At 67.8% G+C, this 20,947-nt stretch carries 26 protein-coding genes; 5 read left to right on the top strand and 21 right to left on the bottom strand.

Features of this window, described 5'->3' with window-relative positions; genetic code table 11:
* Positions 1-25 precede the first annotated feature (25 nt).
* The 5 genes from ACO0E0_RS14815 to ACO0E0_RS14795 all read right to left on the bottom strand — a co-directional run bounded on the left by ACO0E0_RS14815 (position 26) and on the right by ACO0E0_RS14795 (position 5,283).
* Positions 26-1,387 carry a dihydrolipoamide acetyltransferase family protein gene (locus tag ACO0E0_RS14815; protein WP_422872218.1) on the bottom strand — a complete coding sequence of 454 codons (1,362 nt, stop codon included), beginning with the start codon at positions 1,385-1,387 and terminating at the stop codon, positions 26-28.
* The gene (locus ACO0E0_RS14810) at positions 1,384-2,400 is read right to left on the bottom strand and encodes an alpha-ketoacid dehydrogenase subunit beta (RefSeq protein ID WP_422872217.1); all 1,017 of its coding nucleotides are present in this window, start codon (positions 2,398-2,400) and stop codon (positions 1,384-1,386) included. Before ACO0E0_RS14810 ends, ACO0E0_RS14815 begins: the two co-directional genes overlap by 4 nt.
* Positions 2,397-3,494 carry a thiamine pyrophosphate-dependent enzyme gene (locus ACO0E0_RS14805; RefSeq protein ID WP_422872216.1) on the bottom strand — a complete coding sequence of 366 codons (1,098 nt, stop codon included), beginning with the start codon at positions 3,492-3,494 and terminating at the stop codon, positions 2,397-2,399. Before ACO0E0_RS14805 ends, ACO0E0_RS14810 begins: the two co-directional genes overlap by 4 nt.
* Positions 3,491-3,988 carry a uracil-DNA glycosylase family protein gene (locus tag ACO0E0_RS14800; RefSeq protein WP_422872215.1) on the bottom strand — a complete coding sequence of 166 codons (498 nt, stop codon included), beginning with the start codon at positions 3,986-3,988 and terminating at the stop codon, positions 3,491-3,493. Before ACO0E0_RS14800 ends, ACO0E0_RS14805 begins: the two co-directional genes overlap by 4 nt.
* Before the next feature lie 131 nt (positions 3,989-4,119).
* On the bottom strand, positions 4,120-5,283 hold the full coding sequence (locus tag ACO0E0_RS14795) for a TDT family transporter (RefSeq protein ID WP_422872214.1): 1,164 nt from the start codon (positions 5,281-5,283) through the stop codon (positions 4,120-4,122).
* Between the two features lie 97 nt (positions 5,284-5,380).
* Between ACO0E0_RS14795 and ACO0E0_RS14790 the strand changes: the two genes are divergently transcribed.
* Positions 5,381-6,256: a LysR family transcriptional regulator gene (locus ACO0E0_RS14790; RefSeq protein ID WP_422872213.1), complete on the top strand. Its 876-nt coding sequence runs from the start codon at positions 5,381-5,383 to the stop codon at positions 6,254-6,256.
* A gap of 48 nt (positions 6,257-6,304) precedes the next feature.
* Here ACO0E0_RS14790 and ACO0E0_RS14785 read toward each other — a convergent pair whose 3' ends face one another.
* From ACO0E0_RS14785 to ACO0E0_RS14730, 12 genes are all read right to left on the bottom strand, one after another.
* The gene (locus ACO0E0_RS14785) at positions 6,305-6,787 is read right to left on the bottom strand and encodes a hypothetical protein (protein ID WP_422872212.1); all 483 of its coding nucleotides are present in this window, start codon (positions 6,785-6,787) and stop codon (positions 6,305-6,307) included.
* 33 nt (positions 6,788-6,820) lie between these two features.
* Complete coding sequence (locus ACO0E0_RS14780) at positions 6,821-7,057, bottom strand: hypothetical protein (protein WP_422872211.1); 237 nt, start codon at positions 7,055-7,057, stop codon at positions 6,821-6,823.
* An 83-nt stretch (positions 7,058-7,140) separates the two neighbouring features.
* Positions 7,141-8,898, bottom strand: a complete 1,758-nt coding sequence (gene ctaD, locus ACO0E0_RS14775) for an aa3-type cytochrome oxidase subunit I (RefSeq protein WP_422872210.1) — start codon at positions 8,896-8,898, stop codon at positions 7,141-7,143.
* A 61-nt stretch (positions 8,899-8,959) separates the two neighbouring features.
* Positions 8,960-9,202 (bottom strand): hypothetical protein, encoded by a 243-nt coding sequence (locus tag ACO0E0_RS14770; RefSeq protein WP_422872209.1) that lies wholly within the window; start codon positions 9,200-9,202, stop codon positions 8,960-8,962.
* Between the two features lie 172 nt (positions 9,203-9,374).
* Entirely contained in the window at positions 9,375-10,121 is a 747-nt protein-coding gene (locus ACO0E0_RS14765; RefSeq protein ID WP_422872208.1) for an ABC transporter permease, read from the bottom strand.
* A 156-nt stretch (positions 10,122-10,277) separates the two neighbouring features.
* Positions 10,278-10,556 carry a hypothetical protein gene (locus ACO0E0_RS14760; protein WP_422872207.1) on the bottom strand — a complete coding sequence of 93 codons (279 nt, stop codon included), beginning with the start codon at positions 10,554-10,556 and terminating at the stop codon, positions 10,278-10,280.
* Positions 10,557-10,562: 6 nt separating this feature from the next.
* A complete protein-coding gene (gene eno / locus ACO0E0_RS14755; RefSeq protein WP_422872206.1) occupies positions 10,563-11,906 on the bottom strand; it encodes a phosphopyruvate hydratase in 1,344 nt (447 codons plus the stop codon).
* Positions 11,907-12,049: 143 nt separating this feature from the next.
* Entirely contained in the window at positions 12,050-12,535 is a 486-nt protein-coding gene (locus ACO0E0_RS14750; RefSeq protein WP_422872205.1) for an inorganic diphosphatase, read from the bottom strand.
* A 47-nt stretch (positions 12,536-12,582) separates the two neighbouring features.
* The gene (locus ACO0E0_RS14745; RefSeq protein ID WP_422872204.1) at positions 12,583-12,954 is read right to left on the bottom strand and encodes a fluoride efflux transporter FluC; all 372 of its coding nucleotides are present in this window, start codon (positions 12,952-12,954) and stop codon (positions 12,583-12,585) included.
* Positions 12,951-13,454, bottom strand: a complete 504-nt coding sequence (locus tag ACO0E0_RS14740; protein ID WP_422872203.1) for a fluoride efflux transporter FluC — start codon at positions 13,452-13,454, stop codon at positions 12,951-12,953. Before ACO0E0_RS14740 ends, ACO0E0_RS14745 begins: the two co-directional genes overlap by 4 nt.
* Entirely contained in the window at positions 13,451-14,197 is a 747-nt protein-coding gene (locus tag ACO0E0_RS14735; protein ID WP_422872202.1) for a 2,3-bisphosphoglycerate-dependent phosphoglycerate mutase, read from the bottom strand. Before ACO0E0_RS14735 ends, ACO0E0_RS14740 begins: the two co-directional genes overlap by 4 nt.
* Positions 14,194-14,700, bottom strand: a complete 507-nt coding sequence (locus ACO0E0_RS14730) for a universal stress protein (protein ID WP_422872201.1) — start codon at positions 14,698-14,700, stop codon at positions 14,194-14,196. Before ACO0E0_RS14730 ends, ACO0E0_RS14735 begins: the two co-directional genes overlap by 4 nt.
* Before the next feature lie 461 nt (positions 14,701-15,161).
* Here ACO0E0_RS14730 and ACO0E0_RS14725 point away from each other — a divergent pair, with 461 nt between their 5' ends.
* Together ACO0E0_RS14725 and ACO0E0_RS14720 are read left to right on the top strand one after the other, a co-directional pair.
* Complete coding sequence (locus ACO0E0_RS14725; protein ID WP_422872200.1) at positions 15,162-15,380, top strand: hypothetical protein; 219 nt, start codon at positions 15,162-15,164, stop codon at positions 15,378-15,380.
* Between the two features lie 151 nt (positions 15,381-15,531).
* A complete protein-coding gene (locus ACO0E0_RS14720; protein WP_479723451.1) occupies positions 15,532-15,996 on the top strand; it encodes a DUF402 domain-containing protein in 465 nt (154 codons plus the stop codon).
* Between the two features lie 134 nt (positions 15,997-16,130).
* Here the strand turns inward: ACO0E0_RS14720 and ACO0E0_RS14715 are convergent, their stop codons facing one another.
* Both ACO0E0_RS14715 and ACO0E0_RS14710 read right to left on the bottom strand, forming a co-directional pair.
* Complete coding sequence (locus tag ACO0E0_RS14715; protein WP_422872198.1) at positions 16,131-16,667, bottom strand: hypothetical protein; 537 nt, start codon at positions 16,665-16,667, stop codon at positions 16,131-16,133.
* Positions 16,668-17,650: 983 nt separating this feature from the next.
* Positions 17,651-18,310 (bottom strand): TetR/AcrR family transcriptional regulator, encoded by a 660-nt coding sequence (locus ACO0E0_RS14710; RefSeq protein ID WP_422872197.1) that lies wholly within the window; start codon positions 18,308-18,310, stop codon positions 17,651-17,653.
* A gap of 208 nt (positions 18,311-18,518) precedes the next feature.
* On the opposite strand from ACO0E0_RS14710, the gene ACO0E0_RS14705 reads away from it, so the two are divergent.
* Positions 18,519-19,076, top strand: a complete 558-nt coding sequence (locus tag ACO0E0_RS14705; protein ID WP_422872196.1) for a hypothetical protein — start codon at positions 18,519-18,521, stop codon at positions 19,074-19,076.
* A gap of 68 nt (positions 19,077-19,144) precedes the next feature.
* Here ACO0E0_RS14705 and ACO0E0_RS14700 read toward each other — a convergent pair whose 3' ends face one another.
* Both ACO0E0_RS14700 and ACO0E0_RS14695 read right to left on the bottom strand, forming a co-directional pair.
* Entirely contained in the window at positions 19,145-19,660 is a 516-nt protein-coding gene (locus ACO0E0_RS14700; protein WP_422872195.1) for an AAA family ATPase, read from the bottom strand.
* A 116-nt stretch (positions 19,661-19,776) separates the two neighbouring features.
* Positions 19,777-20,409 carry an SDR family oxidoreductase gene (locus tag ACO0E0_RS14695; protein WP_422872194.1) on the bottom strand — a complete coding sequence of 211 codons (633 nt, stop codon included), beginning with the start codon at positions 20,407-20,409 and terminating at the stop codon, positions 19,777-19,779.
* Here ACO0E0_RS14695 and ACO0E0_RS14690 point away from each other — a divergent pair.
* Positions 20,300-20,929: a TetR/AcrR family transcriptional regulator gene (locus tag ACO0E0_RS14690; RefSeq protein ID WP_422872193.1), complete on the top strand. Its 630-nt coding sequence runs from the start codon at positions 20,300-20,302 to the stop codon at positions 20,927-20,929. The genes ACO0E0_RS14695 and ACO0E0_RS14690 overlap by 110 nt on opposite strands.
* The last annotated feature ends 18 nt before the right edge of the window (positions 20,930-20,947 follow it).

Here is a 20,947-nt window from a genome sequence, read left to right as displayed (position 1 = left end):
TTGTGGGCTGTTGTGGAGCACCTGGTCATACCAGGAGCGAGATCGGGTCTTCGAGCAGCCGGGTGAGGGTCTGCAGGTACTGGGCGGCGAGGGCGCCGTCGATGACGCGGTGGTCTGCGGAGAGCGTGAACCGGATCCTGTGGCGGACCACGATGTTGCCATCGAGGACGGCAGCGTCCGCCGTCGCTGCTCCAACGGCGAGGATTGCGCTTTCGGGCGGGTTGATGATGGCGGTGAAGGACTCCGCACCGAACATGCCGAGGTTACTGACGGTGAACGTGCCGCCGGCCATGTCGGCGGGCTGCAGTTTCCGATCCGCCGCACGGGCGCTGAATGATCGGCTGGCGGCACTGATGCTGCCGAGGCTCCTGGTGTCGGCATGTGTCACGACCGGAACGACGAGCCCGGCAGGCGCGGCCATCGCGATTCCGACGTTCACTGCAGTGTGCTGCGTGACCGCAGGATCCGGGTCGTCTTGGTACGAAACATTGACGGCCGGGTGCGCGGCCAGAGCGAGGGCGGCGGCCTTGACGATGAAGTCGTTGAGGCTGAGCTTCGGGGCGTCTTGTCTGATCCGTGATGCGTTCACCGTGGTGCGCAGATCGATGAGCGCGTCGGCGTCGGCGACGGCGGTGACGGTGAAGTGGGGGATGGTACGGGCGCTCTCGGCGAGCCGGCGAGCGATCACCTTCCGCGCCCCGGTCATCGGCGTCGTCACGTCCGCGTCGGTGTCTTGCTGAAGGTACGTGGGGATGCTGTCCGGCACGGGGCGGGTTGTCGTTGACGGGGCATCGTGCGTCGGAGCTGCAGCACTCTGGTCCGCGTCGATGATGGCTTCGACATCAGCTCTGACAAGGCGGCCGCCGGGCCCCGACCCGTGAACGGTGGTGATGTCGACGTGGTGTTCGCGAGCGAGTTTGCGTGCCAGTGGGGACGCGAACGCGATGTGCTCCGCCGGCGTGGATACGCCTTCCGAGCGTTGACGCGGATCCGGCTCCACGGAGGGATCTTCCGATGCGCGTGCGGGGTGGTCGGGTTCGGGTGCTGTGTTGATCGCGGGAGCGGGGACGTCTGTGGGAGTTGACGGTGATGTGTGCTCATCGGCCGGCGGGTCCACACGCTGGTGGCCAGCCGGGCTGAGCGCAGTGTCGGAGCCGTCGTCGAGCGTCGCGATGGGAGTCCCGATCGCAACGTTCTCTCCTTCGGGAACGAGGATCTCCGTCAAGGTACCGGCGTCGTAGGCTTCGTATTCCATGGTGGCTTTGTCGGTTTCGATCTCGACGAGGAGATCACCGACTTCGACGGTGTCGCCGGGGTGCTTGTGCCAGGCGGAGATGGCACCTTCTTCCATGGTGTCCGACAGCCGCGGCATGGTGATCTGGATCATCGGGACGTTCCGTTCCGGTCGGGGGCGCGCCAGCTGACCGCGTGGAGGGTTTCGTGGACGGCGGTGATCGCGTCCTCGAGCGCGGGAAGCGCCACCGTTTCGAGGGGCTTGGCGTATGGCAGGGGAACTTCGGCCATCGCGACGCGGCGGACCGGGGCGTCGAGGTCGTCGAAGGCGCCGTCGGAGATCGACGCGGCAAGCTCCGCGCCGATGCCGTAGGTGAGCCAGTCGTCCTCGAGCACGACCGCGGCGTGGGTCTTCCGCACGGAACGGATCACGGTCTCGCGGTCGAGTGGGCGGAGGCTTCGCAGGTCGATGACTTCAGCGTCGATGCCGTCCTCGGCGAGCCGTGTTGCTGCTTGCCGGGCCAGATGCGCGGTGCGGGAGTAGCCGATGATCGTGATGTCGGACCCGGTACGGCTGACCGCGGCCCGGCCGATCTCGATGTCGGCGACATCATCGGGCACGTCGTCCTTGATGTTGTAGAGGGCGAGGTTCTCCAGGAACAGCACCGGGTCGTCGTCCCGGATCGACGCACGCAGGAGCGCACGTGCGTCCGCCGGTGTGGACGGTGCGACGACCTTCATCCCGGGTACGAACGCGTAGTACAGCTCCACGTTCTGCGAGTGCGTCGCACCGAGCTGTTGACCGCCGCCACCCGGCGTGCGGATTACCAGCGGTACGCGGCTTTGCCCGCCGAACATGCCGTAGATCTTCGCGGCGTGGTTGACGATCTGATCGAGTGCGAGGAGGGAGAAGTTGATGGTCATGATCTCCACCACGGGTCGCAGTCCGAGCATCGCGGCACCGATCGCGGCACCGGTGAACCCCTCTTCCGCGATCGGAGTGTCGCGGACACGGCGGGGCCCGAATTCCTCGAGCAAGCCCTGGGTGATCTTGTACGACCCTTCGAACACGCCGATCTCTTCACCGAGCAGGAGCACGTTCTCGTCCGCGAGGAGTTCCTCACGCAGCGTCATCCGGAGCGCGTCCCGGTAGCTCATCACGGTCATCGGGTGCGCTCCTGGCTCGTCGTCGTGGGACGGGTTGCGCCGGTCGGCGGCGGGAACAGCGGCTGCGCGGGAAGCCGGCGGGTGTCGTTCGGGACCGGTGTTGCGTAGGTGTAGTCGAACAGGGTGCTGGGGTCCGGGTGGGCGCTGTTCGCCGCGTAGTCCGCTGCCGCCGTGGCGGCGGCGATGGCGGAGGCGTCCATGGCGGCGGCGGCATCGTCGTCGATGATCCCTGCGGAGATCAACGCAGCCTGGTAGGCGGCGACCGGGTCGTGCTCGCGGAGCGCCTGTGTCTCGCTGTCGGTGCGGTACTTCGCCGGGTCCACCACCGAATGGCCCTTGAGGCGTTCGGTAGTGAGTTCCAGCAGGAACGGCTCATGTTGGCGCGCTGACTCGAGTGCGCGGGTCATCGCCTGCTGCACGGTGACCGGGTGCAGCCCGTCGGCGCGTTCGGCGGCCATCCGGTAGGAGGCAGCGCGCTTGAACAGTTCCGGTTCCGCAGAGGCGTGTTCAACGGTCGTGCCCATTCCGAGCTGGTTGTTGATGATGACGTACACGATCGGCAGATGCCACAGCGCGGCGAGGTTCAACGACTCGTGGAACGCGCCGATGTTCGTCGTCCCGTCTCCGAGCGTGCACACCACGACCTCGTCGCCGCCGCGGTAGTCGATCGCGAGGGCTGCTCCGGTGGCGAGCGGGATCTGCCCGCCGACGATTCCGTAGCCGCCGAGGAGCCTCGCGGTGAGGTCGAACATGTGCATGGAGCCGCCCCAGCCGCTCGAGACACCGTCGACGCGGCCGTACAGTTCCGCCATCACCCGGTTCGGGTCGATACCACGGCCGATCGCGTACCCGTGCTCCCGGTAGTTGGTGAACAGGTAATCCGTCGGCTGCATCGCGGTGGTGATCCCGGCGACGGCGGCCTCCTCGCCGAGGTTCAGGTGGCAGTACCCGCCAATCAGGGCCTGCGTGTACGCGCGGGCGGCGCGTTCCTCGAACCGCCGCACCCGGAGCATCAGGGCCAGCAGCTCGGCTTGCTGTTCCTCAGGGAAGTTGATGACCATCGGCGTCGTCGCTGGCGTGGTGTGGGGTGTCATGGGGAGGTGGTGCTCCTTTGCGCAATTGCCCATCCGACCCGCAACGCGTTCACGGCGCGGAGGTGTTGTTCGGCCCGGTGCCGACCGTTGGCCGGTGAGGGGTGCGGGGCGCCGATCACCGGCAGCACCGTGGGAGCATCCGTCGTGGTGAGATACCGCATCACGCCGTCCAGCGCCATGGCTCCGAAGGTGACGATCGCGGCCAGTTGCGGAAGTGAGGCAAGGAGCGTCGAGAGCGCGGGGATGCTCTCCACCAGATCTGCTCGCGTGGGCCTTCTCGCGAGTTCCCACGGCACGATGTTCCACCGCAGGTACGCCGTCCGCGGCAGCCCCGACTCCGCGCGCGCCCGCCTGAACGCAGCCGCCGTCGGCCCCGGATTGTCCTCGCTGCAAATCGCACCTGTTCCGCCGGCGATCGTGGCGGGACCGGGTGATTCCATCAGCACCAGGACCTGGGATCCGGCGCCACCGGAGTTGGCATCGAAGCCCGGCACGAATCGCCTGGACCCATCCGGTGCGAGCCGCCACCGCTCCGCCAACCCGTTCAGCGAGCGGACATCCGCCGGTGCGAACGTCCGACCGCCTTCGCGAACAACGGCAGCAGTATCTCGTGGTGACGGAGACATCAGGCTGGCTGTGGTGGTGCGAGGAGTGTGCCGCGGATGACGGAGCCGTGGAAGGTGCGGACGGCGACGGTGATCCACGCGGCGACGAGGCCGGCGTAGTAGACGACGGCGAGCACGGCGACGACGGTGAGTCCGGAGTGCAGGGTCAGGCCGTTGAGGCCGGTGACGCAGGTGCCGACGGGGAACGTGAATGACCACCAGGTCAGGCTGAACGGCAGGTGTTCTCGGGCGGTGCGGATGGTGATGGCGAGGGCGATGACGGTCCACAGCAGCGCGAAGCCGAGCATCGCGAACCCGTACACCAGCGCCACGACCAGCAGTGCGTGGGCGGTCGACGCGTCGACGACGGCGGGGGCGTTCGATGCGAGGAGGTTTACCGCGGTGATGGACTGTCCGACCGGTCCGAGGACGATCCACAGGGTCGGCACCATACCGGCGGCACCGACCTTGTGTTGCGCGAGACGGTTCCAGATCAGCGTGATCACGACCAGGGACGTGATGAGGCTGAGGCCGAAGAAGCCGTAGCAGGACCACAGCAGGGTCTCCCGTGCCTGCCCGGCGGGGGCATACGGCAGGAGGAGCGCACCGGTCGAGGCGGACACCATCGGCGGGACGATCGGCATCAGCCAGCCGCCGAACGCGGATTCGGGCGTGTTCTCGTGGCGGGTGAACGCCAGGTACGGCACCAGGACCGCGGTGAGCAGGCCGCCGATGGTGCCGATGGTCCAGAGGACCCAGTCGACGGTGACGGCGGCGGGGAGGCCGATCCAGTCCTTGCCGAGGAGGATCGTGCCGGCGCCGACGGTGAGGAACGCCATGGGCGGTGCGCCGTAGAAGTGGGAAATCACCGGGTTGAGGTGGTGCTTCGCTGCTGTGCTGCGGTATCGGACCCAGTGCAGGACCGTCGCGATGGTGAGGGCGACGAGCAGGACCGCCGCGATCGCCCAGACGACCGTCGCCGCAGTGCGGAGCCCCGGGAACTGCAGCGGGAGTGATGCGGCTGCGACGGCGACGATCCCGGTGCCCATGATCGACGCGAACCAGTTCGGGGTCAGGTTCGACACAATGTGTCCGGGGTGCTCGAGCTCTTGGAGGAAGGCGCGGCGCTGGGGGGCGCTGTGCTGCCCGGTGCTGCTGTGTGCCGGTGCGATCTGGGTGGCCATGTACGCAGCATCCCCTCCCGACGCGCGGATCGGAACCCTCATCTCTTTCGGGGTGGCACAATGCGTACTTGTGAAACGTCGTGTGACGGACCGTCTGATGGACCTCGATACGTTGGACGTGCTGCAACGGGTGGCGGAATCTGGGTCACTGTCGATGGCTGCCGGGCAGTTGGGGATCACGCAGCAGGCGGTTTCGGCACGGATCGCTGCTGCGGAGCGGCTGGTTGGGGTGCAGCTGGTGATCCGCTCGTCGTCTGGGTCCCGGTTGACCGATGCGGGGGTGACGATGATGGAGCTGGCGAGGCCGGTGCTGGATGCTGCCGCGCGGCTCGAGGCTGGGGTGCACGCGTTACGGCTTCCGTCGGGCACGATCACGGTGGCCGCGTCGCAGACGATCGCGGAGCTGATGCTCCCGGAGTGGTTGTTGCGCTCCCGCCGCACGGCGCCGGAGATCAGTGTGCGGCTCCTCGCGGGTAACAGCACCGACGTGATCGGGCACGTCCGGACCGGCGCGGCGGACATCGGGTTCGTCGAGGGGCCGCATGTCCCCGTGGATCTGCACGCGGTACCCGTCGCTGATGATGAACTGACGGTCGTTGTTGCGCCAGAGCATCCGTGGGCGGCAGCGGCATCGATCACTGCAGCGACTGTCGCCTCGACGCCGCTGCTGGTGCGGGAGCAGGGGTCAGGAACTCGCGCCGTCGTGGAAGCGTGGTTGGGTGAGCAAGCGCTGACGATGGCAGAACCGGCAGCGCAGCTGGACACCACGGCCGTGATCCGCGCCAACGTCCGTTCCGGAGTGGCGCCGGCAGTGATGAGTGTCCGATCGGTGCGTGCGGATGTGGACGCTGGTGTGCTGGTGCGGGTTCCGGTCGACGGGCCGCCACCGCTTCGACGGTTCACCGCGATCTGGTCGACTCCGCCCTCCGCCGCGACCGCTGCGTTCCTGCACACAGCGACCCACCCCGAGTAGGCGCGCGTCTTTAGCGCCGAGCCAGCCGTTGCACCTGTCTTCGTGTCGTCAGACGGTGCAGGTGTCGTTCCATTCACGGAACGGAGCGTCCGGGTTGGAGACATCGATGATCGCGTTCGCGGCGGACCGTGGTTCGTCCCGTTCCGCGAACGCTCGTGCAGCACCACTACCGCGGACCGGTGCGCGGACGACTCCGGTGCTGGCCCAGATCGTCCAGTCCCACAGTCCCCGGGCGGGTACCTGCAGCAGTCCCCAGCCGGTCACGATGAGCACGTCCGCTCCGGCAGGATCACTCCGGAACGGGATGGCCACGTCCGCACGTGCCCCCATCGCGGTGATGACCGATGTGACGGACTCGTCTTGCACCGTGTAGCCGGCGTCGATGACGGCTTCGCGGATCCCGGCAGCTACCGTGTGCACTGCAGCCACAGAGTCCCCGTCGATCGCGATGATCGTCCGACGGCCGCTGTATTGCGCGTGCCACTGATCCACCGCCGCACGGTAGACACCGTCGATCACGGGTCCGGACATGCTTCCTCCTTGCGTGGGACGTTCTGCGACAGGTCAGAGAGTGTGCAGCAGCGGCACGAACAGCGCGGCAACTGCGACCGTGACGACGACTGCGACACCGGTGAGCAGCAGCCGCTTCTGCCGACGGGATTGCCGCTCGGGTTGGTCTCCCCACAGACGGGCGCGCACCGTGATCTGGTGTGCATCACCCACCAGCCGACGGATATCCGGGTCGGACAGGTCCAGCATCCCGTTCCGGGCGTTGGCGGAGATCCGTGCGGCTTCCTCCACGCGCATCGGCGTCGGCGCCCGTTCAGCGCCACGATCCGTTCTCCGCACGTGGACTGCACGCTCGAGCCTGCCCGTCGGCCGCATCAGAACGCCTGCCCGTTCTCATCGCCGACCTGCTTGACCGCGTTGCCGTGCACGACGGGACCGTCGGGTGCGTCGGTGAAGGGGCCACGGCCGACGGGGATGCCCGCCTCGGGATGGTTCAAGTCGAACGCTGGCGACTCGGAACGGATCCGCGGGATTGAGGTGAAGTTGTGTCGCGGTACGGGACACTGCGTTGCCCACTCCAGAGAGCGTCCGTACCCCCAGGGGTCGTTGACGCGCACCTTGGGTGCGTTGCGGGCGGTGATGTAGATGTTGAACAGGAACGGCAGGAACGAGATCCCGAGCAGCACCGATCCGATCGTGGAGACCTGGTTCAACCAGGTGAACCCGTCCTGCGGCAGGTACGTCGCGTAGCGACGCGGCATACCGATCACCCCGAGCCAGTGCTGCACGAGGAACGTGGTGTGGAACCCGAGGAACAACAACCAGAAATGCACCTTCCCGAGCCGTTCGTTGAGCATCTTCCCGGTCCACTTCGGCCACCAGAAGTAGAAGCCGCCGAACATCGCGAACACGACCGTGCCGAACACGACGTAGTGGAAGTGCGCGACGACGAAGTAGCTGTCGGAGAGATGGAAATCCAGCGGCGGTGACGACAAGATCACGCCCGTGAGTCCACCGAAGGTGAACGTGATCAGGAACCCGACAGCCCACAGCATCGGGGTCTCGAACGTGACGGAGCCGCGCCACATGGTGCCGATCCAGTTGAAGATCTTCACCCCCGTGGGCACCGCGATCAGCATCGTCATCAGCGAGAAGAACGGCAGGAGGACACTTCCGGTGACGTACATGTGGTGCGCCCACACCGTCACCGACAGCGCCCCGATCGCGATCGTCGCGTAGATGAGGGTCTTGTACCCGAAGATCGGCTTCCGGCTGAACACGGGCATGATCTCGGAGATGATGCCGAAGAACGGCAACGCGATGATGTACACCTCCGGGTGGCCGAAGAACCAGAACATGTGCTGCCACAGCAGCGCCCCGCCATTCGCGGGATTGAAGATCTGCGCGTCGAACACACGATCCAGGCCCAGGCCGAATAGCGCCGCCGCGAGTACCGGGAACGCGATCAGAACCAGCAGCGAGGTCACCAGGACCGTCCAGCTGAAGATCGACATGCGGAACATCGTCATACCGGGGGCGCGCATGCAGATGATCGTGGTGATGAAGTTGACCGAGCCGAGGATCGATGCGAAGCCGACGAGGATGAGCCCGAAGACCCACAGCGTTCCGCCGAGTCCCGGAGTGAAGGTCGTGTCCGACAGTGGCGCGTACGCCGTCCACCCGAATGATGCTGCGCCCTGTGGAGTGAGGAACCCGCCGACAGTGATGAGCCCGCCGAACAGGTAGATCCAGTACGAAAACGCGTTCAGGCGTGGGAACGCGACGTCTGGGGCGCCGATCTGCAGCGGCATGATCGCGTTCGCGAACGCGGAGAACAGCGGCGTCGCGAACAGCAGCAGCATGATCGTGCCGTGCATCGTGAACAGCTGGTTGTACTGCTCCTTCGTCGCCACGACATGCAGGCCCGGTTCGAACAGTTGCGCGCGGATCACCAGCGCCATGACCCCGGCGAGCAGGAAGAACGTGAACGAGGTCATCATGTACAGGTAGCCGATGACCTTATGGTCGGTGGACGTGATCCACCGGACCACGATGTTGCCCTTCGCGCCAGTGCGAGGCGCGTCGAACACCGGTACTCCAGTGCTGGTTGTGCGGGGAGTTGTGGCGGTCATCAGCTGCCTTTCGACATGCAGTGCAGGGAGTGGTCGGGCGAATCCTGGCGGCTCGGTGAGCTCACACGAGAAGGACGGCAGCGATCAGGCACGCACCGGAGCCGAGCATGAGCCCAGCGGCGAGAGCGTGCTGGCGGCGACGCAACCGGGCCGCGGCATGTGACTGCACCACCTGCTCAGCTTCGGCGACGACGTCGGCGACCGCCCGGGCGTGCACGTCGAAAGCATCCGTCGCGGCGCCATACCGGCTGCGAGCCGTTTCGGTGAACGGTCTACCCGAACGATGATCGGGGCGCATCAGCATGCCTCTCCTGTTCGTGGAAGCGTTCCTGCCGATCTTCCTCGCCGCTTAGCCGCTGGCAACGGAGATTCGGTTGTGACCACACAACGTCGTGTTGTGTGGGGCGGTGGTTGCGACACGCGGCAGGCGACCTGCGAGCCACCGAACATCACCGGCACGGGGCACGGGGCACGTGTCAGCGTGGCCGTGCGGGGCGGGTTGCAACGGGAGCGAGCCAGGCGGTGAGTGCGGTGGCGACGATGCTGCCAGCACCGATGATGGCGGCGAGGACGACGATCTGGAACCGTCCGGCCTCGATAGGCGAAACACCACCGAAGATCGCGCCGACGAACGCTCCGGGAAGGGTGACCAGCCCCGTCGTTTTCGTCTGGTCCACTGTTGGCACCAATGCTGCGCCGATCGCCCGGCGGACCAGGTCGACGGTGGCCTGCCGTGGATTCGCTCCGAGCGCAAGCCACCCTTCGACTTCATCCCATCGGTCATCGACGAGCTCGACGAATCGCCGTCCGGACAAGGTCGAGATCGTCATGGTGTTCCCGATCACGATCCCGCCGATCGCGAGGACGTATCGCGGGGTGAACGCGATGGCGCCCGTTCCGAAGACGACCACGCCGGCGACCGTGATCCCTGCAGCCATGCACGTCGCCACTGGGATGATGCGTCCGCGGAGCGTGCCGAGCCGTCGAGCCGAGGTGATGGCCGCGACCGTGAACATCACCAGAAGCGCAACGGTGATCAGCGCCGGCGAGCGGATAATCCCTGTCAGCAGCACACTGATCGCAGCCAACTGCAGCACCCCCCGCCCAACTGCGAATGCTGGAGCCCACGGTGCAGGTGCACGCACTGCCAGCAACACCGCTCCCGCAACGCCGACGAGCGCGACGACGCCGACGATCGTGCGGACGGCTTCACCGGGATCCATCACTTCGCTCCTTCCACCGGCAACGCCACGCCGCCCGCTGCAGGCGTACCCAGATCGTGAAGACAACGGTGTCCGACCAAGGCGCATGTCCCATTGCCCTCGCGCAGGACCGCCCGCCTGTGGTGTCGCTGGTTCGGGCAGCCGGGAGCAGGCTGATTATCGGTCACCGCCCTGTCTGCCGAAGTCGACGAGAAAGATGAAGATGCGTTGCCCATCACGCATCTCGTGCGTCATCTCCCGGATCGTACCGATCTGACCATCACGAGTGAGCGCCTGCTGCAATGCCGGGACCCGCACAAGATGGTCCACGTCAACGTCGAACCACTCAACGTGATGCGCGTCGACATCGGATCCCATCCAGTCATCTCCGGGTGCGCTTCGGGCCCACCCGTACTGCTGCGTTTCCACCGGAGACCACTTCACGATGCGCTGCATCGCTATTCACCGCTGCCCGTCCAGTCCGTAGGGCAGATTCGGTTGCTGCTCGGCGATCTCAGTGAGCCGGTTGTACTTCGCGACCCGTTCCCCGCGGGCGGGTGCGCCGGACTTGATCTGCCCGGTGCCGGTCCCGACGACGAGGTCCGCGATGAACGTGTCCGTGGTCTCCCCAGAACGGTGCGACACCATGCTGCCCATCCCGACGCTGGCAGCGGTGGCAATCGCGCCGAGGGTCTGGGAGACGGTGCCGATCTGGTTCGGCTTGATCAGTGCCGCATTCGTCAGCTGCTGCTCGCCGCCCTCCCGGATGCGCTGTGGGTCGGTGACGTAGAGGTCATCGCCGACGATCTGGATCCGGTCTCCGAGCGCCGCTTGCATGCGGCGGAAGCCCTCATGGTCGTCCTCAGCGAACCCGTCTTCGATGCTCCGGATCGGATACGTGTCGACCAGCTGCCGGTAGTAGTCGACCAGCCCGTCCCGGTCGAGGCTGTCGTCGATCATCCGATACGAGCCCACGCCCTGGTGGAACTCGTTCGCGGCCGGATCGAGGGCGATCGCCACCTGGTCGACTCCCGGCTCATAGCCGGCGGTACGGATCGCGTCGACGAGCAGGTCGAGCGCTTCCTCGGGCGCAGCGATCGACGGTGCGAAACCGCCCTCGTCGCCGAGGCCGAGGCTGCCGAACCGGTCCCGAACCAGCGCCGCGAGAGCGTGGTACACGTCTGCGCCGATTCGGACGGCGTCTGCCATCGAGCCTGCGTTGACGGGAGCGATCATGAACTCCTGGAAGTCCAGCTCGTTCGCTGCGTGCGCGCCGCCGTTGAGGACGTTGAAGTGCGGGACCGGCATCCGCGGCGTCGAGCCGGTGATCTCAGCGATCCACTGCCAGAGCGGGAGGTCCGCGGCATGGGCGAGGGCCCTGGATGCGGCGATCGAGGTGGCGACAACGCTGTTCGCGCCGAGCCGGCGGTACCCGGTGGTGCCGTCGAGTTCGGCGAGGGCGGCGTCGATCTGCCCGATCGCCGACCACGACCGGCCAGTGAGCAGGCCCGTGATGTCGGTGTCGATCAGGTGGAGCGCCTGGGTGACGTCGCGGCCGCCGAACGCGGTCCCGCCATCGCGGAGCTCGACGGCTTCGTGGGCGCCGGTGGACGCACCCGCGGGGGCGTCGCCGGTGACGGTGCTGCCGTCGTCGAGCTCGAGGGACACGCGGACGGTCGGGTAGCCGCGGGAGTCGAGGATGCGGGCGCCGTGGACGGCGTCGATGGTGACGGGGTGGTCGTGGTGGGTGACGTACTCGCCCTGATGTGCTCCGTGGTGGTGGATGCCGCTGATGTAGTCGTTCATGGTGACGCTCCTTCGGTTCGGTTCGGGTCATGCGTCGAGCTGGGGTGTGGTTGGAAGGGGGAGCCGCGGGGAGGCGGAGGGACGACCTGCTGGCGATCACTCGGCGCCAGTGCCTCCCCGCGGCAGTCTGTGGACCCGTGGGGTCACGGGTGTCGGGTGTGGGCTTCCTGTGCGGTGCGGATGACGGCTTCGGCAGCGGCCCGGTCGGCCCACCCGTTGGTGGTGACGTGCTTGCCGTGCTCGATTTCCTTGTAGTGGGCGAAGAAGTGTTCGATCTCCGCCAGCGTGTGTTCCGGCACATCGGTGATGTCCTGCAGCTGCGCGAAGCGGTCGTCGCCGGCGGGGACGGTGAGGATCTTGTCGTCGCCGCCGTTCTCATCGGCCATGCGCAGTATCCCGATCGGCCGGACCGTGATGACGACGCCGGGGAACGTGGGACGGGGCAGGAGCACGAGGGCGTCGAGGGGGTCGCCGTCATCGCCGAGGGTGTTGTCGATGGAGCCGTAGTCCTGGGGGAACACCATGCTGGTGAACACCGCCCGATCGAGCCGGATCCGGCCGGTGGTGTGGTCGACTTCGTACTTGTTGCCGCTGCCGCGGGGAATCTCGATCGTGACGTCGAACAGCATGGGTACCTCCGGTTCTGGAGCGGGTGTGTGGTCAGTGGGCGGGGTGGTCACAGGGTGCCGCCGAGGAGGATGCCGGCGGTCGCGGCGGCGAGGGAGACGACGAGCATTCCGAGACCGTTGACGGCGGCGGCGGTGATCCGGCCGCTGCGGGCGAGGCGGACGGTTTCGAAGCTGGCGGTGCTGAACGTGGTGTAGCCGCCCATCACCCCGGTGCCGAGGACCGCGACCGGTACCGCGCCGAGGTGGGTGGCGGCGCCGACGATGAGTCCCAGCAGCAGCGACCCGGTGATGTTGATCGTCAGCGTGCCGACGGGGAGCCGGAACTCCCGGCCGGTGTTGATCACCCCGTCGAGGAGGAACCGGCCGGCAGCGCCGGCACCGCCACCGAGGGCGACGACGACGATGAGGGCGGCGTTCATGCTTCCTCCGTTCGGGGTCGGAACCAGCCGGCGACGACGAGACCGACCGCGGTCGCGATCGCGCCGGACAAGACGGTCAGGAGCGCGTACCCGGTGCCAGCGAGGCCGTGCCCGTTCAGGAACAGGGCGGCAGTGGACTCGGCGAGGGTGCTGTAGGTGGTGAACCCGCCGAGGACCCCTGTCCCGAGGAGCAGCCGCAGCACGCGTCGGCGGCCGGCATCGGGCCCGCGGTGCGCGAGCGCTTCCAACAGCACACCGAGGGCCAGCGCCCCGGTGATGTTGATCCAGAAGATCGACCAACTCACCCCGCCATCGGCAGGGAGCAGGCTGCTGATGACGTCGCGGAGGGCAGTACCAGCGGCCCCACCGACGGCGACGAGGCCGACGTACCGCCACCGCAGATGCACCGGCCGCATGGTCGTTGCGGGGTCGGAGACGTCGACGTCCGGGTCGGAGGGGAGCTGGTCATCGGGCATCGGGGTGTCCGTTCGGGTGGTCATGTTCCGCCTTCTGCCGCGACCAGCGCCGCGGCGTGCTGTGCTGCTACCGGATCCAGGAACGCCCCACCACGCGGGACGAGAGCACCCGCGGCAGCGAGGTGGTACTGCACGGGTTGCCCGGTCGGCACGTTGAGCTGCTCGAGCTCCGGGTCGGTGAGGTCGTCGATGCATGCGCAGAGTGCGCGGAGCGAGTTCCCGTGCGCGACGACGAGGACGCTCCGCCCTGACCGCACCATCGGCAGGAGCCGGTCGTGCAGCACGGGACGGACCCGCTCGATGACGTCCGAGAGTGCCTCGGTGCGTCGGAGGGCGCCGTCGGGCAGGCCGCGCAGCGCGGAACTTGACCGCAGTTCCTCCCACAGGTGCAGCGACATCGGTGGCGGTGTGCCGGTACGGGACCGGCGGAGCCGCATGTACTCGTCGTCACCGAGCATCCGACGGGCGTCGGTCTTCGTCATCCCGGTCAGGGCGCCGTAGTTGCGTTCGTTGAGCTGCCACACCGCTTCCGTGGGCAGCTGTGTCCCGAGGGCGTCGCAGACCAGTTCGGCGGTGCGGACGGCACGGTGCAGTGTGGAGGTGACCACGACGTCCGGCGTGATGTGGTTCGACCGAAGGAGCTGCCCCGCCGCGGACGCTTGCCGTCGTCCGTGGGGTGTGAGCGGGACGTCGAGGAGACCGGTGAAGGTGCCGGCTTCGTTCGCGGTGCTCTCCCCATGCCGCAGGAGCGTCAGCGTGCCCGTCACGGGGCATCCGACGGTCGGAGGACGGTGACACCAACCGGGTCATGCGGGACGACCAGCACCGGCCGGTGCTGCTGATGGGTCAGGTGCGCGGCGACGGACCCGGTGAGCAGTTCCGCCATCCGGCGTCGGCCAGCCTGGGATCCGACGACGATCATCACCGCGTCACGTTCCTCAGCCACCGCAGCGAGTGCGTGACTCGGGTCCCCGACGCGGGAGACGAAGTCCACGTCGACCGATCGCGCCGCAGCAAGATCTCTGATGACCCGCATGTCTTCGTCGGGGAGCTGCTGCGGGTCGCTGTCCGCCGTGTCCGGGTCGATCGGTTCGATGATCTCCGACCCGTCCGCACGCACCCCCGCTGACAGCAGCGCCGGATCGACGACCACACACACCAGGCGGGCGCTGAAGCGTTCAGCGACGGCAGCCGCGACACCGACGACGTCGTGCCCCTGCCCGGACTGCACACCGACCACGACAACACCGGCAGTGCTCGACTCGACCATGACATCTCCCTACCTCAGGCGCACAGAAGCGCAACCAGCTGAGATAGGGACTGTTGTCGACGAGTGTCGAGGTTGGGTCCGGCAAGCCCCACTGCCGGGTCCGAAGACACCACCAGTATGCACCCACCACCCCATGCCCGCACCGACGATCTTCCGCACCTCGAGAACCGGTCCGCTTCGTGACGCGGGACGACAGGGAGAGAAGCTTGAAGGGCGACACTGAGCGGAGCTGCTCACACCCATACCCCGAAATCAAGGGGTCAAGCGGCGTCCCGATAGCCGATCGGCATTCGGACACGTCATTGGAGGTACAGCGGACGTATCCGCTTCGCTGGTGCCGCGCGTCGATGACCGATCGGACTCGACGCTCGTAGGGGATCGGCCATCGGACTGGCGCCCTCGCCGTCTCCGTCGCCGTCTCCGTCGCCGTCGCCCTCGAGGACTTCGGTACGGTCGGGGATGTGGAGCGCACGGACTGGACGATCAATCACTTCTCGCAGAGCAACCCAGCAGGCGATGGGCAAGGCGACGTTGCTGCCTTGCTGCGACGGGTCGCGGAGACCATCGACAACCTCGGCGACGTGTCAATCGAGGACGTGACGTTCACCAGCAGCGTGACTGAGGGAGAGGACGACCTGGCGATGACCGTCTATTACCACCCTGAGCCACGCCGCCGCTGACCAGATCGTCGTGCCATCCATGCGTCCCGCTGACTCATCGGATACCGGCGAGGAATGCCCTGGGCCTCTATCGGGGCCCGATGGCTGCTCCCGCTGAGGTTCTCAGCGTCGTGACCATCGTGAAGCGGAAGCGTCCGGCGGGTGTGCGGTCGTGGCGTGGTTACCTGGTCCTGAGGACGAGCGCGGAACGTGGGTCTTCACTCCCGCAGGAGGTACCCACACTGGGGTTGATCGCGACGGCCTGACTTCGACGTCCGAGATCGCCCAGGATGTCCAGGGGCGAGGACGGCCTTTGATCGTCCTGCTTCCTCACGCGGCGTGGTTCGTCGCGCACTGGGTGCTCGGCTCCGAGTACGTCGTGCACGTCGACATCGCTACGCCGCCGAGGAAGTCCCGCGCCGAGCTTGATCCGCTGCTCCAACGCGACGGGTCCTTCATTGTCGATGACGAAGACGAGTTCGCCGTCGCATGTGCGGCGGGCCTGATCTCCGACACCGAACGTGGGGCAGCGTTGCTCGCTGTCGAATCGCTGCGCATCCAGTTCCACACCGGGGTTTTGATGGCGGAAGGTCTCGAGTACCTCGACGCGAGTGCGGGCCCACGCTCGCGGAGCTGAGACTGTTTGTCCAGGCCGGCTGTCAGTAGCAAACTGCGCCCGGTAGCCGATCGCCGAGCAAGACGGGTATCTGCAGTCCAAGACACCGTCAGCCAGCGACGCGCTCAGTTCGGGGAGCACTGCCCGGAGCAGTGCTAGCGGCTCGGCGCGCCGGACGGGTCGGAGTGCCGGCCCCCGCGACGCTGTCGTTCTGCCTGTCGCAGCTTCGATCGATCCCGCTGGATGCGCCACGATGCACCCCGTGCCCAATCGCGGGCGGTCTCTTCGGTCACGTCCTCCAATCCGGCAAAGGCGTTCAACAGATCGCGTTGCACGACAGCGCGGCTCCGTCGCACCCCGGTTGCCGGAAACGAGCGGGGCGACGTCCCCATGATCGCGATCATCTGGGAGTTCCCGACCGGTTGTCCCTTCGACAGGAGCCAGTCGCTCCACGCCTCGAGTCCGAATCGCGTGTCCTCAGTCAGCGGGATTCGGTAGGTACGGAGCCAGCTCCGCACGACGACCGCGCCTGGAGCCAGGTATATGCCGATGAACAGCGTTCGGATGCTCAGGAGGACGAGTCCGCCCAGCACGATCCACGCGGCGGGGATCAGCGCACGATCAGACGCCGACTGCTCGTCCGGTGGCGTCGTCATGCCGAGGAGAATCGACCCGATGAAGAGGAGCTGCACACAGATCGTGACCACTCGAACCCCGCGGCTCGACTGCCGTACTCGCGCATTCACGATGAGCCTCCCTTCCCGGTGTCGATGGTCCCATTGCCCGTCCGTCGCCGGTTCATCCCGCTCCACCCCACTTCGGGTCCGCGAAGGTGAACCGATGCCTGGCGCCCCGACGCCAGGCGAGCGGTGACCGTAAGTGATCGGCCAGCGGACTGACTTACCTAGCTACGCTCGCCTGCTGGATGATCCGCATGCCGATCTCGTCGCACGACTGAGGGCGATCGTCAACGCCTGCCCGATTCGCACCGCTGCTTCGAATCGTTCACGGTTCTCACGACTCTGCACGCGTCGGATCCGAGAGTCGTCAACGCGCGACCAGCCGTCATTCCAGGCTGCGATCATCGGTAGGATCGCGCGCGGATGATTCCACAGGAGTTCTCATCAACAGCCATGGGGGAACACGCAAGACGACCCAGTTCTCAGTCATCAACAACACTGCAGTGTCGGCGCTCGCCAGTCAGGGATGCAGCACGATCTTGCCGCGCGGATGTCCTGCCGCGAGTTCCCGGGTCCTTCGCCGTCGCAGCGATCGCGCCGGCGCCGAGGATCGCCACGAGCGCGAGGATGTACGCAGCAGACGGGTCCCAGACGGCGATCACGCCGGCTGCGGCGAACGGCCCGAGGAACGCGCCGATCCGTTTGTGCCACCCAGGAGCGACATGGCGCCGTTCTGGGTCTTCTCGTCCTCATCGGGGCCGCTGGCGTCGGAGTGGTCGCCTGGTACGACAATCCTCGAACCGGGTGGTGGACACGCTCGGGCTGCTGACACGCGCGACGAGTGCGCGGTCGACCCGACCGGAGGACGGCCTGGGCCCACGCCGCCGGTTCCCGACCGGCGCGCCAGCGGCGGGCGGGCCGTGTCGGTGGGGAGAGGGACGGTGCGGGCTGGCACCGCGCCTCCCGCCCGTTTCCCCAGCCCGTCTGCGCGCCCATCACTCGACCGGGTGGTCGACCTCGTGCCGGAAGATGCCCTGGAGCTCGCCCATGGTGATGGGCTCGCCGGGCAGCGGGTTGCGCGTGCCGTCGGCGCGGAGCCCGTCGAGCACGATGCCGACCTGCCGGCCGATGATCCGGCCGGCGTCGTCGGGCGGGAGGTTCGAGTAGCTGCCGATGCGGAACGCGGCGAAGGTCACGTCGTTCGCGGTGACGTCGGTTCGGAGTGTCCCTTCGGCCTGAGCGGCATGGATCAGCGCGTCGAGCCGGTCGTTCCATCGCGAGGTGAACTGGTCGCTGTCGTCGAGCGCGACCATCTTCCGGTTGAGGCGCGGGATCGCGGGGTGCTCCTGCAGGACGTCGATGATCCCCATCACCAGGGCGACGACGGCGTCCCAGGCGGTCGGCCTCGCTGCGACGAGGTCCTCGATGCGGGCGAAGTGCGTCAGGAGCCTGGCGTGGAGCTCCCGGATGACGTCGTCGACGCTCGCGTACCGGCGGTAGAGCGTGGCGATCCCGACGCCGGCGAGCTGGGCCAGCTGCACCATCGTCGGGTCGGTGTCCTTGACGGCGTAGTGGGCCTCCGCCGCGGCGAGGATCGCCTCGCGGCTGCGCCGCACCTCGACGCGTTCGGCGCGCGGGTGGTGGGTCTCGGGCATGACAGCAACCTAACCCGTTCCTATATGGAGGTATCCCTCCACTTAGGAGTAGCCTGGTCACGCGGCACCGAGAGCGCCTGCTTCGAGACCCGAACCCGAAGCAGGCGCTCTCCCTCATGACGCGGGGCGGGACGAGCCGATCCGAGGTGTTGTGCATGTCCCCCGCGCAGGACCCATGGGTCGACCGGCGTCGACGTATGCTCAGCCCATGACCGTCCGGCGCGTGCTCGACTTCATCGGCGTCACCGAACCGAAGAGCGGGCAGAAGAACGACGGCACCGGTCCGGACGGACGCTGGGCGGTACCACTTCGTCGCGTCTTCCCGTGGTGGTACGTCGCTGGCGCAGTCGTCACGATCATTGCTCTGGGCCTGCTCAACCCCGACGGCAGCGCAGCGATGGTCGCGTTCTGGGGCCCGACGATCGGGATCGCCGTCCGCGATCGCCAGAAAGCCGCACGGACCCGGCTCGATCAGGGGCTGCCGATCGACCGCGCAGCACTGCTGTCACGACGATGGCTCGAACCGGTCTGCGCGGCACTGTTGACCGGGTTCGCGGTCGGTGCTGGTCTCCTGCTCGACGCGTTGTTCGGCGATCGGACGTTCGTCACGGTCTGGGTCGGCACGGCCTTCCTGGCCGGCACCGCGGGCGGGTTCCTGCTGCTGTTGCTGTTGCTCGTCGTCCTCCGCGCCCGACGTCGGCGACGGGGAACGATCACGCTGAACGGACGCGCTCTGCCGGTGCGCGGTGACCTGGAGGACCGCTGAGGAGACGACCGTCCGCCCAGGGTCGGGACGCTGACCGACCTGCGGGGTGAGCAACGCGCCGCAGGACGTCAGCGCTGGGGGAGGCCGCACGCGCGGAGCAGGTCGTCGACGACGGTGGCGAGGGGCAGCGTCGCGTCGAGCCGCACGCCGTCCGGGGTGTCCGTCCCTGCGGCGTGGAGCCGACGGACGAGTGCGCGTTCGTCGACGCGACCTGCTCCGGCCCATTCGTCCTCGCCTCGAGCGTCGAGTCGCTGTTCGAGCGTGTGGAGGTCGACCGTGAGCACGAACACCGTGTCGAACACATCGAGGAACGACCGGGCGTTGCGGGATCCGCCGCAGAAGAACGTGGCCGGATCGGAGCGGTCCGCGGCGATGGCGCGGACCCGACGAACGTCCCAGATGTGGTGGTCATGGACCGCGAGTCCGGTGATGCCGGTGACGGGCTCGCCGGTCCCGGGATCTCCTTGGTACGCCAGTTCACGGTCCCCGTCGACGGCGGAGAACCCTCGGCGGCGGAGCTCGTGACACACCGCCGTCTTGCCCGATCCGGAGACACCCTCGACGAGGTAGTTGCACCTGCCCATGGAGGCACCGTAGCCGCCCAGCACACTCGGCCGCCGGTCCTGGCCCTCCGATCGGTCTCCGACGACGATCGCCGCGCGGACAGTGGTCGTCCGCAGTGCAGAACACGCCGGCCTGATCAGTCCTGCGCCGTCGGCCGGACGACCACCTCACCGACGTCGACGCCCGCCGGCTGCGCGATCGCGTACGCCACGGCTGCGGCGACGGCCTCGGCCGGCATCGCGATCGCGTCGCGTCGGGCCTCGAGTGCCGCGCGTTGCTCCGGGTCGTCGGTCTTCGTGACGCCCTCGATGGCCGTGAACCCGGGGGAGACGACGGTGACGCGCAGATCGGGCCCGGCCTCCTGGCGGAGCGCCTCGCTGAGCACACGGACGGCCGTCTTCGTCGCCGCGTATACCCCCTGGGCGGGGACGATGCGGTGCGCCGCGGTCGACGCGGTGTGCACGAAGTGCCCGGAGCCCTGCTCGCGGAACACCGGCAGCGCGGCGGCGATCCCGTTGAGGACGCCCACCAGGTTCACGTCGACCATCTGCTGCCATCCGTCGACGTCGAGGGCGTCGAACGGCGACACGGCCATGCTGCCGGCGTTCTGGTGGAGCACGTCGAGGTAACCGAAGCGCGACCGGGCCGACGCGACCAACGTGGTCAGGGCCTCCCGGCTGCGGACGTCGGTCTCGACGGCGATCGCCGCGCCGCCGGTGTCGGTGATGTCCGTTTCGCAACCACTGCGCCGTGCCGACGCCGAGCGCAACCGCGCTCGACTGGTCGACGTCGCGCGGGACGCGCTGCGGACGGACGCCGCGACGACCATGCAGGCAATCGCGCGACTCGCGGGCGTCGGCCAGGGCACCATCTATCGTCATTTCCCCACCCGGGAGGCGCTGCTCGCCGAGGTCTACCGCGACGACTTCCAGGGACTGGTCGCGTCGGCGCGCTCGTGGGCGGCTCGGCCGGCACAGGAACTCGCGCTCCGGTCATGGCTCGACGAACCCGCTGCCGTCGGCTCGCAGAAGCACGCGCTGTCGGAGGTCCTCGACGCCGCCACCCGGCAGCAGTTGCACGACGAGCAGTACGACGAGATCGTCGACGCCATCGGGACACCGCTCGGCGCCGGGGCGCGCGCCGGGGTGCTCCGATCGGACGTCTCGGCGCCGGACCTCCTCACGCTGGTCGCGTTCCTCTGGGTGCTCGGGCCATCGGCGACCGACCGCGTCCCGCACCTGCTCGACCTGGTCGTCAGCGGACTCCGAGTCCGAGCACCCCGGAGCTAGTCAGCGGGAGGATCGTGC

Source organism: Curtobacterium phyllosphaerae (genome assembly GCF_049341865.1).
In the GTDB taxonomy this organism is placed as follows: Bacteria; Actinomycetota; Actinomycetes; order Actinomycetales; family Microbacteriaceae; genus Curtobacterium; species Curtobacterium phyllosphaerae.
Note: the sequence above shows the minus strand (reverse complement) of the source record. Positions and strands in the feature narration are given on the sequence as shown.

What these genes read in the sequence shown, in the direction of transcription:
- ACO0E0_RS14770 (WP_422872209.1), bottom strand. Translation starts at nt 9,202, where the DNA reads ATGCTGATGCGCCCCGATCATCGTTCGGGTAGACCGTTCACCGAAACG.
- ACO0E0_RS14810 (WP_422872217.1), bottom strand. Translation starts at nt 2,400, where the DNA reads ATGACCGTGATGAGCTACCGGGACGCGCTCCGGATGACGCTGCGTGAG.
- ACO0E0_RS14745 (WP_422872204.1), bottom strand. Translation starts at nt 12,954, where the DNA reads ATGAACGCCGCCCTCATCGTCGTCGTCGCCCTCGGTGGCGGTGCCGGC.
- ACO0E0_RS14785 (WP_422872212.1), bottom strand. Translation starts at nt 6,787, where the DNA reads ATGTCCGGACCCGTGATCGACGGTGTCTACCGTGCGGCGGTGGATCAG.
- ACO0E0_RS14705 (WP_422872196.1), top strand. Translation starts at nt 18,519, where the DNA reads ATGACCGTCCGGCGCGTGCTCGACTTCATCGGCGTCACCGAACCGAAG.
- eno (WP_422872206.1), bottom strand. Translation starts at nt 11,906, where the DNA reads ATGAACGACTACATCAGCGGCATCCACCACCACGGAGCACATCAGGGC.
- ACO0E0_RS14700 (WP_422872195.1), bottom strand. Translation starts at nt 19,660, where the DNA reads ATGGGCAGGTGCAACTACCTCGTCGAGGGTGTCTCCGGATCGGGCAAG.
- ACO0E0_RS14750 (WP_422872205.1), bottom strand. Translation starts at nt 12,535, where the DNA reads ATGCTGTTCGACGTCACGATCGAGATTCCCCGCGGCAGCGGCAACAAG.
- ACO0E0_RS14815 (WP_422872218.1), bottom strand. Translation starts at nt 1,387, where the DNA reads ATGATCCAGATCACCATGCCGCGGCTGTCGGACACCATGGAAGAAGGT.
- ctaD (WP_422872210.1), bottom strand. Translation starts at nt 8,898, where the DNA reads ATGACCGCCACAACTCCCCGCACAACCAGCACTGGAGTACCGGTGTTC.
- ACO0E0_RS14790 (WP_422872213.1), top strand. Translation starts at nt 5,381, where the DNA reads ATGGACCTCGATACGTTGGACGTGCTGCAACGGGTGGCGGAATCTGGG.
- ACO0E0_RS14765 (WP_422872208.1), bottom strand. Translation starts at nt 10,121, where the DNA reads ATGGATCCCGGTGAAGCCGTCCGCACGATCGTCGGCGTCGTCGCGCTC.
- ACO0E0_RS14740 (WP_422872203.1), bottom strand. Translation starts at nt 13,454, where the DNA reads ATGACCACCCGAACGGACACCCCGATGCCCGATGACCAGCTCCCCTCC.
- ACO0E0_RS14805 (WP_422872216.1), bottom strand. Translation starts at nt 3,494, where the DNA reads ATGACACCCCACACCACGCCAGCGACGACGCCGATGGTCATCAACTTC.
- ACO0E0_RS14730 (WP_422872201.1), bottom strand. Translation starts at nt 14,700, where the DNA reads ATGGTCGAGTCGAGCACTGCCGGTGTTGTCGTGGTCGGTGTGCAGTCC.
- ACO0E0_RS14710 (WP_422872197.1), bottom strand. Translation starts at nt 18,310, where the DNA reads ATGCCCGAGACCCACCACCCGCGCGCCGAACGCGTCGAGGTGCGGCGC.
- ACO0E0_RS14795 (WP_422872214.1), bottom strand. Translation starts at nt 5,283, where the DNA reads ATGGCCACCCAGATCGCACCGGCACACAGCAGCACCGGGCAGCACAGC.
- ACO0E0_RS14760 (WP_422872207.1), bottom strand. Translation starts at nt 10,556, where the DNA reads ATGCAGCGCATCGTGAAGTGGTCTCCGGTGGAAACGCAGCAGTACGGG.